Consider the following 16,269-nt stretch of genomic DNA (forward strand, 5'->3'; position numbering starts at 1 on the left):
CGTTCGTAGGGAGGACATGTCATGACGAAAGTATTCCGCTTCGGCGTCATCGGCTGCGGTCTGATGGGGCGCGAGTTCGCAAGCGCTGCGGCGCGTTGGCTGCATTTGGTCGATGTGAAGGCGCGCCCGGAAATCATCGCTGTCTGCGATACCAACACGACGCTGCTCGACTGGTTCAGGGATAATGTGCCGACGGTTCGGCAATTCACCGCCGACTATGGGGAGCTTCTGGCCAATCCCGAAGTCGATGCCATCTATTGCGCTGTCCCGCATGTGCTGCACCAGCAATTTTACATCGATGTCCTGAAGGCAGGGAAGCATCTTCTCGGCGAAAAGCCGTTCGGCATGGATGCCGCCCAGAACCGGGAGATCATGGCTGAACTCGCCAAGCATCCTGATCTCCTGGTTCGCTGCTCGTCGGAGATGCCGTTCTTCCCCGGCGCGCAGAAGGTCATCGCGCTCGCAAAAAGCGGCGAGATGGGGGACATCCTCGAAGTCGAGGCGGGTTTCCTGCATTCCTCGGATATCGACCGGCAAAAGCCGATCAACTGGAAGCGCATGGCCGATATCAACGGCGAATATGGCTGCATGGGCGATCTCGGCATGCATGTGCTGCACGTGCCGCTGCGCCTCGGCTGGCGTCCGGCAACCCTGCATGCGCAACTGGTCAAGAAGGTCACCGAGCGACCTGACGGCAAGGGCGGCATGCTGCCCTGCACCACCTGGGATAATGCGACGATCAGCAGCCGCGTGCGCACCGGGGATCAGGATTTTCCGATGGTGCTGAAAACCTGGCGCATTGCGCCCGGGGAATCCAACACCTGGTACATTCGCATTCTCGGCATGAAGAAGAGCGCATTCTTCAGCACGAAGTCGCCGCGGCAATGGCAGTGGATGGACTATAATGGTGGTGCTCAGGCCTGGAGCACTGAGGATCTCGGATATGGTTCGCTGTTTCCGGCGATTACCGGCAAGATCTTCGAATTCGGTTTTGCCGATGCCATACAGCAGATGTGGGCAGCCTTCGTCGACGAGCTTGCGGGAGGCAATGCCAACGGTTTTGGCTGTGCGGCGCCGGAAGAAGCACATGCGCACCATGCGGTGCTGACGGCCGCCCTGAAATCCGGCCGCGAGGATGCTGTCGTGCCTGTTGAATATGACGGAGTGACAGTCTGATGAAGCGCTCCGAAATCAATGCCGCGCTGCGGCGCGCGAGCGAAACCCTCGAACGCTGGCATTGGTCCTTGCCGGAATGGGGATATTGGACGGCGGCGGAGTTTGCCTCTCGTCCCGAGTCCGCAAGCTATCTGCGTGCCCATCAGCTCGGTTGGGATGTCACCGATTTCGGCTCGAACCGCTTTGCCGAATGCGGTCTCGTCTTGTTCTGCCTGCGCAACGGTATCGTCGGGGTCGAGGGCGAGCGCACCTATGCCGAAAAGCTGCTCTTCGTCGAGGAAGGCCAGCTTACGCCGACGCATCGTCACGCGTCGAAGATGGAAGACATCATCAACCGCGCCGGCGGCGATCTCGTCATCGAATTCGCCGCGGCCGATACTGACGGTAATGCGCTGAAAGATGATGTGACGGTTCCGGTCGACGGATTGCCGTGCCGGCTTTCCGCATGGGAGCCGTTGGTTCTCAGGCCCGGCCAGAGCGTGACGATCCGCACCGGGCTTTATCATCGCTTCTACGGCAGGAAAGGGGGCGGGCCTGTCTTTGTCGGCGAGGTCAGCCAGGTCAACGACGATAACAACGACAACTTCTTTCTGGAGCCGATCGGGCGCTTTGCCGCGATCGAGGAAGATGAGCCGCCGCTCAGACCCCTGTGGAACGAGGGAAGCGGCTGATGCAAGCGGGGGAGGAGGCTCACAGTCGCGACAGTCAGAAGCACGGCGGTATCGTCTGCGCAGGAAACTTCATTGTCGATCGCGTCCACACCCTGTCCTATTGGCCGGAACAGGGCAATCTCGCTTATATACTGCACCAGGATTTGGGCGTCGGGGGCGGGGCGGCCAATGTCGTCACCGACCTCGCCTCGCTCGGATTTTCAGGAAAGCTGGCGGCGGCAGGATGCATTGGCGCTGATCAGGACGGAGAGATCGTCAAGACCCGCCTTGCGAATGCCGGCATTGATGTCGGGGGACTTCTGGCGCTCGCCGATCAAGTGACGGCTCACACGCATGTCATGAACGTGCCGGGCCAGAACCGCACCTTTTTTTACCATGGCGGCGCCAACGATGCGCTCACGGATGCGCATATCTCGCCCCCGACCTTCGCCAAAGCCGGTTACCGGCTCTTCTACCTCGGCTATCTGATGCTGCTGCCCGGGCTCGACCGGATCGACCCGGATGGCCGTTCGGGGGCATCGCGCCTGCTGGAGGCCGCGCAACGCGCGGGGCTCACGACCTGCGTGGATTTCGTATCGAGCGAAGATCCGGAATTCGCTGCCAAGGTTGGCGTCGCGCTGCCCTTCTGCGATTTCCTGATCATCAACGAGATGGAGGCAGGCCGGGCAACGGGCGTTATCGTTCGTGATGCAAAAGGAAATCTGATCGAGCCCGGCCTTTTCGAGGCGGGGGAACGCCTGCTTGCGGCGGGTGTCACCAAAGGCGCGGTCATCCATGCCCCGGAAATCTGTTTCTGGTTCGCTCCAGGTGCTTCGCCGATCGTCACGCGTTCGCGGCCCGTCGACCCGAATGATATCGTCAGCACCGTCGGCGCGGGAGACGCCTTCTGTGCCGCCGTGCTCTACGGCCTGCACGAGAACTGGCCTGTCGAGCGGATCTGCGCCGTCGCCCACGGTGCGGCCGCGCAATGCCTAGCGGGCGCAACAGCCACCGATGGCATCCCCAACATGACGGTTCTGCTGGAGGACATGCAGGAGCTGACATGAATCAATCCGCAACAGCGGCCGCATCGGCGATCCGTGGCGGCACGACGATCAAGGAGTTGATGCGATGACCACTGTGCAGACATCTCGGCTTTCCGGAAAAGTGGCATTGGTCACGGGGGGCGCGAGCGGTATCGGCAAGGCTGTCTGTGAACGCTTCGCGGCGGAAGGCGCGAAGGTCATCGTGGCGGATCTGGACGGCGAACGATGTGCTGGGGTTGCAGAAGCGATCGGTCCCGATGCGTGGAGTGTGGCGCTCGACGTCACCAGCCAGGAGAGTATCGACGCTGCCGTGCGCTTTTCGCTAGAGACCGCCGGCCAGATCGACATCCTGGTGAACGCCGCTGGCATTTATGAAGTCCAATCCATTCTGGAGATATCGCGTGAGCGGACAGCCAGGGTCTTTCAGGTGAATATCGAAGGCGTGATCTTCATGACGCAGGCCGTTGCCCGCCATATGGTGGAGAGAGGCCAAGGCGGACGCATCATTAACTTCTCGTCTCAGGCTGGCCGCCGCGGCGAGGGGCCGGCTGTGGCTTACTGCGCCTCCAAGGCAGCCGTCATCAGCATCACGCAAAGCTGCGCTCTGGAACTGATCCGTTACGGGATCAACGTGAACGCCATCGCTCCCGGCGTGGTCGACACGCCGATGTGGGATGTCGTCGACGCGAAACTTGGGAGCCGCGAAGGTTTACAGCCCGGCGAGGTGAAACGCCGCGTGGCCGCCGCCGTTCCAGCCGGGCGATTTGGTAGACCTGAGGAGCAGGCTGCCATGGCTGCCTTTCTGGCCGGGCCGGATGCGGCATATATCGTGGCGCAGTGCTACAATGTCGATGGCGGCAATGTCATGGGCTGATCGTTCGGGCGGGACCTTCCCAGGCCTGCGATATGAAAGCCTCAGTGAGGAGGAGAGGAATGAAAGCTGTCCGCTTGGAGTCGATCAGGTCCATGACCATGCGCAGCGTCGAGAAGCCGGTTGCGCAGTCGGGCGAATTGCTTGTCCGGGTCCTTGCCGCCGGCATCTGCGGCTCCGATCGCCACATGTATAAAGGCGAGTATCCGACGGCAATTCCGGTCACGATGGGCCATGAATTTTGCGGCATAATCGAAGCGGTGGGCGATGAGGTCGCGGGTTTTACCGGCGGTGAGTTGGTGACCGTGGATCCCAATATTGCCTGTGGCCGCTGTCATGCCTGCACGCGCGGGCGGGTGAACTTGTGCGAGGGTCTGACCGCGATCGGCGTTACGCGAGATGGCGGCTTTGCGGAATATGCGGCGGTGCCGTACCGGCAGGCATTCATGCTGCCGGCCGATCTCAACCCCGTGCATGGCGCTTTCTGCGAGCCGCTTGCCTGCTGCCTTCATGCGATCGACAAGGCCGAGATTCGTGCTGGCCAGAGCGTCGCGATCCTCGGAGGGGGCGTGATCGGGCTGCTCATGGTGCAATTGGCCCGCTTGGCTGGCGCAAGCCAGGTGATCCTGATCACGCGGCAGCTATCGAGACGGCAGACCGCGTTGCGCCTGGGCGCGACGCATGCCTTCGACCCAACCGCTTCGGACGCGGTCGCGGCTGTTCGGGACGTCAGCCATGGCGGTTCGGATGTCGTCATCGAATGCGCCGGCGTTCCCGACACCTTGCAGACCGGTTCGCGAATGACGCGGCGCGGCGGCGTCTTCGTGCTTTTCGGGGTGACACCTAGAGGTGTCGAGGTGCCCATTCTGCCGTTCGATCTGCTCGTCAACGAAGTCGATATAAGACCGGCCTATCTCAATCCGTTCACCCATTCGCGGGCTGCAGCATTGGTCGCGAGCGGGGCGCTGGAGCTGGATATGCTGGTGACCAAGACCATCGGTCTGGAAGAGGTCGCGGAGATCGTGGGCAGCGCGCCGTTGCCAGGCGAGATCAAGGTCATCGTCCGGCCCGAATCTCGCGCTGAACAGCACCGAGCATTACTCAACCGGCTTCGTCATCCTCCATCACGGGAGCGGCGCGAAATCTCTGTTTACGAGCTCGCTCCCATAAAGGTGAAACCAGGCGTTTTCCAAGGTGGCATGATCGACGACTGAGACAGCATGCGGCAAATCTCGTCCCCGCGGACCGTCGCGTGCGATGCGACACGAATATCCGCGCGCTGATGTCCTTGCATAGCTTCGACAGCCTTGTGCGCAAGGCACGCTAAAGCTTGATGCACGATCAATATCCCTACTGCCTAGAGCATAGGCCAGCCGGAGTGAAACACGCTCCAGAGCAATTCCAGGAAAAGTGCGAAGCGATTTTCCGTCCGGAATGCGTAAAAACAAAGAGATAGAGCGGGAAAGCGATTCCGTAAAACGCTGAACCGCTCTGGAACGACGGAGGTATGATGACCACTGCATTGCCGATTATCTGTAACGGTACGCCGAAATCGGGCACGCATGCGCTTTTGCAGGCGGTAGAGGCCATAGGGTTTGAAAAATATGCGTTCGTGCGCGCTCTGCCTAAGGATCAGCCCTGTTACGCACGTCGGATAAATTACAATGAAGAATCGATCTTCCTGTCGCAACAGGCGAAGAGAAACTTCGACAATTACCTCAAGGATGCACCCAAGATTCACGGATATAACGATGTCTCTGGGCTCCTGCATGGCGCTCCATCTCGGATGGTCGTCCATGGCCATGTATGCTGGAACAAACGTGCGTTGCTGCGCGGTATGACGACAGTGACGATCATCCGTAATCCGCGCGACAATTTCCTGAGTTGGGCGCGCTGGTTTGGCCCCAATGCCTCGGGCGAATTCTTCTCGACCTATGCCTCGTTCATGTCCTGGCGAAAAGATAACCTGTTCATCTACGAACGTCTGTGGGAGCCGGATCATATCATCGCGCTAGGGAATGTTCTCGGCCATGGCATCACATCGCATCAGGTGAAAGAAATCGTTCTCAAATCGCACGGCAAGTCGCTGACATGGACTAACAAACCCAGCGATCACCAGTCTGCCTGGAACAGGGATCTGGCCAGCTTCTGGCGCGCGCATCGCGGCGAGCGCCTTGATGCCGCCTACGAGGAGATCGCATCGGAATGGGACGCCGACCGCTTCCATTAAGGAAGTCATCGGCTGGTGGGGCCGAGCTTCGGGCCAGGCCAAGGCCCCATTCCGTTTCAGCCCCGAACAGGCCCTGTCGAGTCCCGGTGGATCAGGGTAACGGGCACCTTCATGACGGCCCCTGGTCGCGGTTCGTGCCCCGCTTGGTGTTCCGCGATCAGCGTTTCCAAACGACGTGCCGCCAGTTGCCCGACATCGCGGATGGGCTGTGCGACCGTTGTCAGCCGCGGAAAGACGTAGGCTGCCTCCGGCAGGTCGTCGAAACCGATCACGGAATAATCGCCCGGAACGGAGACGCCGCGATCAAGGACGGCATGGATTGCCGCGATCGCTGAAATATCGGTCGTGCCGATGATGGCAGTGATCTCCGGGTGCGTTGCCAGCAGATCCTGCGCCAGCGGGTATGTTGCCGCGAAGCTGTGCTCCTCGGCCATCCTCACGGCAGTAGGCGCGATCCCGTGTTTTGCCATTTCCGTCGAAATACCCCGGAGGCGAAGCTGAACAGGCTGGCTATGAGCTGGTGCGCCGACGATGGCGATAGATCGGTGGCCGAGGCCGATCAGGTGACGCGCCATCAGCCGTCCGCCTTCCTCATGATCGGCCATGACCGCGTCGTCGGCAATGCCGCTCAATTCACGGTCGATCGCGACGATCGGTATATGGGCATCCCGCAGGATCTCGAAGTGCTCGATGTTGCCAAAGGCACTGGCCACGATGACGCCATCGACGCGCTGAGCAAGCAGCATGGACATGTAGCGCGCCTCATGATCCATGTTCTCCGCTGTACTGCAGATCAGCGTCTGGTAGCCGCGCTGGAACAATTGCTGTTCGATGGCATGGGCCAGAATCCCGAAGAAGGGCACGTCGATCGAGGGCAGCATCAGCCCGATCATCCGGCTCGGCGCACCCCGCAGCATGCGTGCGCCTTTGCTCGGCGTGTAATTCAGAGCCCGAATGGCCGCTTCCACCCGATCCCTGAGTTCGGGCGAGGCATAGCCACTGTTGTTGAGCACGCGCGAGACCGACGAGACCGATGTTCTCGCGAGTTTGGCGATATGTCTGATGCTGGTCGTCACGTGCTCGTATTTCTTTCCCGGGTCTCCGGACAGTCATGAGACGAGCTGCGGAAATTCACCCTATGTCGTCATTGACTTAATCATCAGCAGGAGACGGCATCAAGCGCAAGTCGAGTTGATCAAAGACCTTTCTGTCGCCAACCCGATTATATTCCCCGAGCTACTCATGGAAAGTGCGGTGCGAAAATTCTCTCATGGCTCTTGGCGCCGGCGCGCCATGTTATCCTCTTGGCGTAGAAGCGCTCATCTTTTCACTGTGCATCGCCGCTCCAAATATCATTGATTATCCGCTCGGATTGTCTTGGTCCACGATCCGAGTTCGTGACCTTGATCAAGGAGACGCCCCATGACCGCGCCGCACCCGTCAAAAACCCGTGTCGGAAACCAGATCCTGCATCCGGAAACCCAGATGCTCAACTATGGCTATGATCCCGAACTCTCCGAGGGCGCCGTCAAGCCGCCTGTCTTCCTGACATCGACCTTCGTCTTCAAATCCGCCGAGGACGGCCGCGACTTTTTCGACTACGTCTCGGGTCGGAAGGTGCCGCCGGAGGGAAGAGGCGCAGGCCTCGTCTATTCGCGCTTCAATCACCCGAACAGCGAGATCGTCGAGGATCGTCTCGCCGTTTATGAAGGCACGGAAAGCGGCGCGGTGTTCTCCTCCGGCATGTCGGCCATCGCCACCACCCTGCTTACATTCGTCCGTCCGGGTGACGCCATTCTTCATTCGCAGCCGCTCTATGGCGGCACGGAAACCTTGCTCGCCAAGACATTCCTCAATCTTGGCGTCTCCGCCGTGGGGTTCGCAGACGGTGTCGAGGAAGCTTCCGTCCGGGCCGCGGCCGAGGACGCGATGGCTAAGGGACGCATTTCCGTCATTCTCATCGAGACGCCAGCCAATCCGACCAACACTCTCGTCGACATAGCGATGATCCGGCGCATAGCGGATGCGATCGGTGAGAAGCAGGGGCACCGGCCGATCTTCGTGTGCGATAACACCCTTCTTGGCCCCGTCTTCCAGCGGCCGATCGACCACGGCGCGGATATCTCGCTTTACTCGCTGACGAAGTATGTCGGCGGCCATTCCGACCTGATCGCCGGCGCCGTGCTCGGCAGAAAGGCGATCATTGCCCAGGTAAAGGCCCTCAGAGGCTCGATAGGCACCCAGCTCGATCCCCATTCGTGCTGGATGCTGGGGCGGTCTTTGGAGACGCTGCAGATCCGCATGGAACGCGCAAACAGCAACGCAATGGCCGTAGCGGACTTCCTGCACAATCATGCCAAGGTCGAACAGATCCACTATTTGTCCTATGCCGATGCGAGCTCGGCTACGGGCCGCACGTTCGCAGCTCAGTGCACCGGCGCCGGTTCGACGTTCTCCTTCGATATCAAGGGCGGCCAACCTGCTTCGTTCAGGTTTCTGAACGCATTGCAGGTCTTCAAACTCGCCGTCAGCCTCGGCGGGACGGAATCCCTGGCCTCGCATCCGGCGACGATGACGCATTCAGGCGTGCCGGCCGACGTGCGTCAGCGCATCGGAGTCCTGGACTCGACGATCCGCCTTTCGATCGGCATCGAACATCCTGACGATCTTATCGCCGATCTGGGTCAGGCGCTCGACGAAGCGTAATGCCAAGTTGCGGCGTGAAGAATCCAAGCTGATTGGAAGCCTGACAACAGGTCATGATCATGCTGGCTGATTTGAGGCAATGCTGCTACTGCCACCGCCTTTTGAAGGCTGGGCCGGTCCGTTGACCGACCCAGCAAAGCTGCGATCAATAATAGCGCCAACGGCCATGGTACCGCTCACGATGCACCCAATACCGGCGGCCGTCCCAATAGCCTCGCCCATGATAATAAACGCCGACCCTCGGCCCCCCTGGCGGCACGACAACAACCGTGCCGCCAGTGGCGACGTTCGGACGGCAATGGCCATAAGGGCCGCGGTGATATCCGGCGCCGCAGCCTTGAGCTGCGTTGGCTGTAGAAGCGATTGCGAGTAATGCCCCTACGGAAGTGAGGGCTATGATAAGCAGCTTTTTCATCATGTCTTCCTCTGATCACATCCGAAACGCACCTTGCATCCGGAATACACACCCTAACGCTGAATCCCGTCATTTTGTCGTGCACGCCAAAAAATTTTTGGAATTGGCCGGGCAACAGCGCGCTCCGGTAAAATTCCACATCCGCCGATGCTTAGCCGCGCCGCGCCGCTTCGATTACCGCGACGTCAATCTTCTTCATGGTCATCATCGCATCGAAAGCACGCTTTGCTTGATCGCCACCCTCCACGAGCGCTTCCATCAAGACGCGTGGCGTGATCTGCCAGGACACACCCCACTTGTCTTTGCACCAGCCACACTCACTTTCCCGGCCGCCATTGCCGACGATGGCGTTCCAGTAGCGGTCGGTTTCTTCCTGATCGTCCGTTGCGATCTGAAATGAGAAGGCTTCGTTGTGTGTGATCGCGGGACCACCGTTCAGACCGATACAAGGGATCCCCGCAACGGTGAATTCGACAACCAGAACGTCTCCCTGTTTACCCTCCGGATAGTTTCCAGGTGCACGAATGATGGCACCGACCGAACTATCGGGAAAAGTCTCGGCATAAAAGCGGGCGGCGGCTTCCGCGTCCTTGTCGTACCATACGCAGATTGTGTTCTTCGCCATTGCGTTATCCTTTCGCTCCTCGTTTCTGTTCCGTGCTGAAATAAGAGGCAAACCGTCTTTCTCCAGTCCGCATCCGTCATTTTAGGCGTCTGGATGATCGAGGTGTCGGGCCTTTCCAAAGGAGCGTCAACCCACCGGTTGGGTCGTAAGCGTTCCGGGCTGAGGTCAATTGATTTCATCCGGGATAGAAATGCAGCGGCGAACCTCGGAACAAGATCCGCTTCCGGCCATTTGACGTTCCATGAAAACCTACGCTCTGATCGCGCTTCTCATGCTCACGCCCTCGTTTGGCGGTGCAGCCGCGCAAGAGTTCGGTCCCCAGACAATCAACACAGCGTCCCTTACTTCCGTCGTGCCAGAGCATTCAGCCAAGGCATCCAAGGAGCCGGATGCCGCGATCATTCGTCTCCAGGTGCTGCTCGATCGAGCGGGCGCGTCTCCTGGCGTGATCGACGGCTTCTATGGCGACAATGTCAGCAAGGCCATAGCGGGCTTCGAGGCGATGAACCATCTTCCGGTCGATGGAAAGCTCGATCCCGACGTGATCGCCCGCCTCGAGACCGACGCTCCGATCACCCAGACTTACCTCATCATGCCTGAGGATGCCACGGGACTCGTCGACCGCATTCCCGACGATTATGGTGAAAAAGCGAAGATGAAGAGCATGGGATATACCAGCGTGGCGGAGCGGCTTTCGGAACGGTTCCATATGGCTACCGGCCTGCTGAACAAGCTCAATCCAGACTCGGACTTTGCTCCCGGCAAGACGGTTTTGGTGGTGTCGCCCGGTTCGCCGAAGGAAGGCCATGTCAAGCGTATCGAGGTCGACAAGAAGACCGGACAAGTGCTGGCCTATGATCGAAACGACGCGTTATTGGCGGTCTATCCAGCGACCATCGGCAGCAAGGACAATCCTTCGCCGTCAGGAACCCATAAGGTGAAGGGCGTCTCAAGGATGCCGGTCTATCGGTATGACCCGAAACTCAACTTCAAGCAGGGCAAGAACAAGAAGGTTCTCATCATACCCAAGGGGCCGAATGGGCCCGTCGGCAGCATATGGATCGATCTGGACAAACCCACTTACGGAATTCATGGAACGCCCGATCCGGAGCTCATCGACAAGGGCCAGTCGCACGGCTGCGTCCGCCTGACCAACTGGGACGCCGAGGAACTGGCCGGCATGGTCAAGCCTGGCGTCGTCGTTCACTTCGCCAACTGAGGCCAATTCTTACATACTCGTCGGGGCCATCTTGAATGATTGTCCCTCCCGAATGGACCTGCGCCGTCCGAATGCTCCGGCGCAGGTCCGCTGCTTTGCACTATGCCGACGTCTTTTCTGTCTTTTCTCTCGGTATCCGGAACCAGGTCACGTAGAGAGCGGGCAGGAACAACAGCGTCAGAACGGTACCGACCACGATGCCGCCCATCATGGCATAGGCCATCGGTCCCCAGAACACCTCGCGGGAAATGGGGATCAACGCCAGGGTGGCGGCGGCAGCCGTCAGCATGATCGGCCGCATGCGATGTTCGGTTGCCTCGATCACGGCATGCCAGGCACTGACTCCCGATTTTCTGAGATCCTCGATCTGCACGACGAGAATGACCGAGTTTCGGATCAGGATGCCGATCAGCGCCAGCACGCCCAATATCGCCACGAAGCCGAGTGGCGCATTGCTCATCAGCAGGGCGGCAACCACGCCGATGAGAGCCGTGGGGGCGACCGCAAAGACAAGGAACAGCCGGCTGAAGCTCTGCAACTGGATCATGAGGATTGTCGCCATGACGAAAATCATCATGGGTGCGACAGCGGCGATCGGTCCTTGTGCCTTGGCACTTTCCTCGACTGCACCGCCGACGACGACCGAGTAGCCGACCGGCAATGCCTTCCTGAATTGCTCGACCTTCTCGTCGAGTTGCTGGACGACGGTTGCCGGCTGGACGTCGCCGGTCACGCCTGCCTTGATCGTGATCGTCGGGATGCGCGATCGGCGCCAGATGGTCGGCTGCTCCAGCTCGTAGCGGAAGGTCGCTACGGCCGACAGAGGAACCGCCTTCCCGTTGGCGGCCGGCAGTTGCAGGTTCTGCAGCGTTTCGATGGAGCCGCGTTCCGACGTCTGGGCCCGTCCGATCACGTCGATCAGGTAGATGTCATCGCGGATTTGGGTGCTGCTCGATCCTTCGACGATGCCGTTGAGGGCGGTGGCGATGTCTTCGGACGAGACGCCGAGCTGGCGCGCCTTGTCTTGCAGCACGTCGACCTTGATGACGCGGGCGGGCTCGTTCCAATCGAAGTTGATGCCGTTGAGCAATGGGTTGTCACCCATGATGCCCGCGAAGTCCTGCGCTATGCTGCGGACCTTTTGAATATCCGGGCCGCTGATCCTGTATTGAACAGGCTTGCCGACCGGCGGGCCGATATCCAGCAGCTTCACGAAGGCGTCCGTTCCGGGGAAAGTCTTCTTGAGATAGTCTTGAAGCTCTGCCCGCACCTTGTCGCGCACATCCAGCCCCTTCGTTACGATGACCGTCTGGCCGAAGGTCACGTCAGGCGTCTGCACGTCGAAGGAGAGGATGAAACGCGGCGCACCCTGGCCGACATAGCTGGACCAGTGATCGATGCCCGGATTGTTGGCCAGCATTTCCCGCTCGAACTGGGCCATCTGGCGGTTCGTTTCGGTGATCGAGCTGTTGTGCGGCAGGTTCCAGTCGACGATCAGTTCCGGGCGGTCCGATGACGGGAAGAACTGTTGCTGCACATAGCCCATGCCGAAGATGGAAAATCCAAAGGCAAGGATGGTCAGAGCGATGGTCGCCCAACGGAAGCGCATCGCGATCTTGAGAGTTCCCGAGAACAGGGAACCGAACCAGCCCTTCTTCTCGTGATGCTTCTTCATGGTCTTGGGCAGGATCGTCACCCCGAGCAACGGGGTGAAGAGAACCGCAACGATCCAGGAAACGACCAGCGATACGGCAATCACGACGAAGAGAGTAAAGGTGAACTCGCCGGCAGCACTGTCGTTGAGGCCGATCGGAATGAAGCCCGCGACGGTGACGAGCGTGCCGGTCAGCATGGGGAAGGCTGTCGAGGTATAAACGTAGGTGGCCGCCTTGCGCAGGTCGTCGCCGACCTCCAGACGTGCCACCATCATTTCGACGGCAATCATGGCGTCGTCGACCAATAGGCCGAGTGCGATGATCAGGGCACCGAGCGAGATGCGCTGCAGTGAAATGCCCGAATAGCTCATCACCAGGAATGTAATGGCAAGGACGAGCGGAATGGAGATTGCGACGACCAGGCCCGCTCTCAGCCCAAGGCTGATGAAGCTGATCGCAAGCACAATGGCGATTGCTTCGAAGAGCGCGCGCGTAAAGCCGGAAACAGCTTCATCGACCACGGCCGGCTGATCGGAAACCTGATGAACATCGACACCCACCGGCAAAACGCCGACGATCTCGTCGACCTTCTTGTCCAGAGCCTTGCCGAATTCGAGCAGATTGGCGCCTTGTTTCATGCCGATCGCCACGCCAATGGCCGGCTGGCCATTGAAGCGGAAAAGCGACGACGGCGGATCGACATAGCCGCGCTTGATCGTCGCGACATCGGTCAGTGGAAAGAAGCGGTCGTTGACCCTGAGGTTGATCGCCCGCAGGCTATCCTCCGACGCGAACTGGCCACCGACGCGAAGCGCGATGCGCTCGGGTCCCGCCTCGACGAAGCCGGATTGGGTGACGGCGTTTTGTGCCTGCAGCGTCGAGATGATGGACTGGCGATCGATGCCGAGCGCGGCGATCTTGCGGGTAGAGAATTCGAGATAGACCGCTTCGTTCTGCGCACCGATGATATCGACCTTGCCGACGTTCGGAACGGTGAGAATCCGGGCGCGCGCATCTTCTACGAGATCGCGAAGCTGCCTCTGGGAGAGGCCGTCGCTGGTGAAGGCGAAGATATTGCCATAGACGTCGCCGAAGCGGTCATTGAAGAAGGGCCCCACCACCCCGGACGGAAAATTGCCCTGTATGTCCGCGACCATGTTGCGAACGCGGACCCAGGTGCTTTCCACGTTCTTGGCCTTTGTCGTCGGAAGCAGTTCGACAAAGATGGTCGTCTGCCCCGCAGTGGTGACGCTGCGGGTGTGGTCCAGGGATTCGAGCTCTTCCAGCTTCTTTTCGATGCGATCGGTCACCTGCTTGGTGACTTCCTCAGCGGAAGCGCCCGGCCATTGCGCTTGGATAACCATGGTCTTGATGGTGAAAGAAGGGTCTTCTTCGCGGCCGAGTCCCATATAGGAAAACACGCCGGCGAGAATGAAGACGATCATGAAGTACCAGATCATCGAACGGTGTTCGAGCGCCCAGTCGGAGAGGTTGAAGGTCTTCAAAGTTGGTTCTCCTGCGTGAGTTTGACCTTCTGGCCTTCGGTCAGGTGATGAACGCCGGCTATCGCAACCTGATCGCCGACCTTGAGGCCGCCGAGGATACGTACCCGGTCCGGATCGCTGAAGGAGCTATCCAGGGTTACGGCCTTGCGGAATATCGCCGCTTTTTCAGGGTCGATCACCCAGACGCCCGGCTGGCCGTCTTTGTCCAGAATGGCGGTCGATGGGAGAGAGATGGTCGGCGCGCTGTCGACGACAGCGCTAGCCGTGATGATCGAGCCCAGGCGGAACGCATCCGGCGGATTGGTAAGCGTGATCTTTGTGCGCCTAGTCCGCGTGGTCGCTTCCGCTTCAGGCGCAATTTCGCGCACAATGCCTGTGACCCTTATGGTCGGATCAAGCTGCAGAGCGATCTCGAACGGCGAACCCGGCTTCAGACCGTCGAGGCTTGCTTCCGGGATGTCGATGACCGCTTCACGCACGTCCGGACGAGCGATGGTCAGGACAGTCTGTCCCGCCGAAACGACCTGCCCAATCTCCGCTGAAGTTGCGGTGACGACGCCATCGAACTCCGCTTTCAATTGAGCATAGCCAAGCTGTTCTTCCGCTTTCGCCAGATTGGCTTGTGCCTTGGCGACGGAAGCGGCGGCTGACTTTTTCGCCTGTTCCGCGCTTTCGAGAGCGGCCTCGCTGCCCGATCGGGATTCGGCAAGCACGCGCTGGCGCTCCTCCGATGTCGAAGCGTTGGTCAATTGCGCCTGGCTGTTTGAAAGATCGGCGCGGGCGCTGCGGACGGCAAGCTCGAGTGAAAGGGGATCGATGGCTGCGACCACCTGTCCCTTCGTGACGAGATCGCCGACATTGACATCACGTGCGACGATCCGGCCCAGGACGCGAAAACCCAGTTCTGTTTCGATCCTCGGCTCGATCGTGCCGGGTAGGTGGAGGCTGATCACAGGCTCGGGTTTGATGAAGGTCGATAGAACCGGCCGCACTTTCTGTTCCGTCTCGGCGGGCTTGGCGTCGCAGGACGTCAGCATGGATGTAGCCAGCAGCAGGGATGCTGCAATCAAGAAGTTTCTCATTTCGCGGCCTCTTGGGAATGGTCGACGTGCTGACCGGGGCGCAGGAATTTGCCGCCTTCGGCAACCACGATCTCATGTGGTTTGAGCCCGGCGCTGACTGCGAACTGTCCGGTGTCATATTCCGCGACTTGAATTTTGCGTAAGGAGACCTCGCTCGTGGCGGGGTCGACGACCCAGACTGCCGGCTGGCCGCCCGCCGATGCCATAGCGCCCCACGGAAGCACGATCGCTTCCGCCGACGGCATGCTGAATGTCCCGGTGACAGCCGCTCCGAGCGGCATGCCGGCGCCATCTTCCAGCCCGACCTTGACCCTTATCGTGCCCGTGGCACCATCGATCGTCGGCGATATTTCCCGCACCGCCGCCGAGACCCGCTTGGAGGCATTGGAAATGAGAGCGACCTCGACCTGCTTGTCGGGCTGTTCCTTGATAAACAGGGACTCAAAGACATTGAAGACGGCATCGCGCGGGCCATCGTGGGCGAGCGTGAATACGGTCTGCGCGGCCTGCGCCACCTGACCGACCTCGGCATTGCGTTCCGTGATGATCCCGTCCGCGTCGGCGCGAAGTTCGGTGTAGGAAAGAGCGTCCTTGGCGGTTTCAAGCTGAGCCTTGGCTGCCTCCTCGGTTCCCTGAGCGGTCAGGAGCGTCTCCCGGGCAGCATCATAGGCGGCTCGAGTCGTCACTTGGTTTTTGAAGAGGCTTTCCTGGCGTGCGTCCGCCAATTGTGCCTGCGTCAACTGTGCTTCGGCTGCCTGAAGGCTTGCCATCGCCACATCAACGTCCGCCCGCTGCTCTTGTGGATCTATCTTGGCCAGCAGGTCGCCCGCTTTGACTTTCGCTCCGACATCCACGTTTCGCTCGATGATCCGACCGCTGACGCGGAACGAAAGCTCCGATTCAATCCGGGCCTTCACTTCGCCAGTGACGGTCGTCTTTGCGGTGGGTTTGCTGAGCGCTGCCTCAACGGTTCTGACGCTCTGCGGCACCTGTGTGACCTGCTTCTTGTTTTGATCGCATGAAGCGAGCGCGAGCGTCAGCGCGAACCCCATGATGATTGCCCATTTACCCATTTCATCCCCTCGATCG

Annotated in this window: 13 protein-coding genes and 1 pseudogene; 8 read left to right on the plus strand and 6 right to left on the minus strand. The window is 60.0% G+C overall.

Annotated elements, in window-relative coordinates:
* Positions 1 to 21: 21 nt before the first annotated feature.
* The 6 genes and pseudogenes from QA646_RS19090 (at position 22) to QA646_RS19115 (ending at position 5,973) form a co-directional block, all read left to right on the plus strand.
* A complete protein-coding gene (locus QA646_RS19090) occupies positions 22 to 1,176 on the plus strand; it encodes a Gfo/Idh/MocA family oxidoreductase (protein WP_283059824.1) in 1,155 nt (384 codons plus the stop codon).
* Positions 1,176 to 1,847 (plus strand): D-lyxose/D-mannose family sugar isomerase, encoded by a 672-nt coding sequence (locus QA646_RS19095; RefSeq protein WP_283059825.1) that lies wholly within the window; start codon positions 1,176 to 1,178, stop codon positions 1,845 to 1,847. The genes QA646_RS19090 and QA646_RS19095 overlap by 1 nt, the downstream gene beginning before the upstream one ends.
* A complete protein-coding gene (locus QA646_RS19100) occupies positions 1,847 to 2,893 on the plus strand; it encodes a carbohydrate kinase family protein (RefSeq protein ID WP_283059826.1) in 1,047 nt (348 codons plus the stop codon). The genes QA646_RS19095 and QA646_RS19100 overlap by 1 nt, the downstream gene beginning before the upstream one ends.
* Before the next feature lie 64 nt (positions 2,894 to 2,957).
* Complete coding sequence (locus tag QA646_RS19105; protein ID WP_283059827.1) at positions 2,958 to 3,746, plus strand: L-iditol 2-dehydrogenase; 789 nt, start codon at positions 2,958 to 2,960, stop codon at positions 3,744 to 3,746.
* A gap of 59 nt (positions 3,747 to 3,805) precedes the next feature.
* Positions 3,806 to 4,813: pseudogene (locus tag QA646_RS19110) on the plus strand (zinc-dependent alcohol dehydrogenase family protein); the annotation flags it as partial.
* A gap of 440 nt (positions 4,814 to 5,253) precedes the next feature.
* Positions 5,254 to 5,973, plus strand: coding sequence for a hypothetical protein (locus tag QA646_RS19115; RefSeq protein WP_283059828.1), 720 nt, complete (start codon positions 5,254 to 5,256; stop codon positions 5,971 to 5,973).
* A 56-nt stretch (positions 5,974 to 6,029) separates the two neighbouring features.
* Here QA646_RS19115 and QA646_RS19120 read toward each other — a convergent pair whose 3' ends face one another.
* A complete protein-coding gene (locus QA646_RS19120) occupies positions 6,030 to 7,049 on the minus strand; it encodes a LacI family DNA-binding transcriptional regulator (protein WP_283059829.1) in 1,020 nt (339 codons plus the stop codon).
* Between the two features lie 346 nt (positions 7,050 to 7,395).
* On the opposite strand from QA646_RS19120, the gene QA646_RS19125 reads away from it, so the two are divergent.
* Entirely contained in the window at positions 7,396 to 8,679 is a 1,284-nt protein-coding gene (locus tag QA646_RS19125) for a cystathionine gamma-synthase family protein (protein WP_283059830.1), read from the plus strand.
* A gap of 145 nt (positions 8,680 to 8,824) precedes the next feature.
* Here the strand turns inward: QA646_RS19125 and QA646_RS19130 are convergent, their stop codons facing one another.
* Both QA646_RS19130 and QA646_RS19135 read right to left on the minus strand, forming a co-directional pair.
* Complete coding sequence (locus QA646_RS19130; protein WP_283059831.1) at positions 8,825 to 9,094, minus strand: hypothetical protein; 270 nt, start codon at positions 9,092 to 9,094, stop codon at positions 8,825 to 8,827.
* Between the two features lie 151 nt (positions 9,095 to 9,245).
* Positions 9,246 to 9,719 carry a VOC family protein gene (locus QA646_RS19135; protein ID WP_283059832.1) on the minus strand — a complete coding sequence of 158 codons (474 nt, stop codon included), beginning with the start codon at positions 9,717 to 9,719 and terminating at the stop codon, positions 9,246 to 9,248.
* 241 nt (positions 9,720 to 9,960) lie between these two features.
* On the opposite strand from QA646_RS19135, the gene QA646_RS19140 reads away from it, so the two are divergent.
* Positions 9,961 to 10,938 (plus strand): L,D-transpeptidase, encoded by a 978-nt coding sequence (locus tag QA646_RS19140; protein ID WP_283059833.1) that lies wholly within the window; start codon positions 9,961 to 9,963, stop codon positions 10,936 to 10,938.
* 100 nt (positions 10,939 to 11,038) lie between these two features.
* On the opposite strand, the gene QA646_RS19145 is transcribed toward QA646_RS19140, so the two are convergent.
* Genes QA646_RS19145 through QA646_RS19155 form a run of 3 tightly spaced genes read right to left on the minus strand, consistent with a single transcriptional unit; the run spans position 11,039 to position 16,253 of the window.
* A complete protein-coding gene (locus tag QA646_RS19145; protein WP_283059834.1) occupies positions 11,039 to 14,098 on the minus strand; it encodes an efflux RND transporter permease subunit in 3,060 nt (1,019 codons plus the stop codon).
* A complete protein-coding gene (locus QA646_RS19150; RefSeq protein WP_283059835.1) occupies positions 14,095 to 15,180 on the minus strand; it encodes an efflux RND transporter periplasmic adaptor subunit in 1,086 nt (361 codons plus the stop codon). Before QA646_RS19150 ends, QA646_RS19145 begins: the two co-directional genes overlap by 4 nt.
* Positions 15,177 to 16,253 carry an efflux RND transporter periplasmic adaptor subunit gene (locus QA646_RS19155; RefSeq protein ID WP_283059836.1) on the minus strand — a complete coding sequence of 359 codons (1,077 nt, stop codon included), beginning with the start codon at positions 16,251 to 16,253 and terminating at the stop codon, positions 15,177 to 15,179. Before QA646_RS19155 ends, QA646_RS19150 begins: the two co-directional genes overlap by 4 nt.
* Between the last annotated feature and the right edge of the window lie 16 nt (positions 16,254 to 16,269).

It is taken from the genome of Rhizobium sp. CB3090 (assembly GCF_029714285.1).
In the GTDB taxonomy this organism is placed as follows: Bacteria; Pseudomonadota; Alphaproteobacteria; order Rhizobiales; family Rhizobiaceae; genus Rhizobium.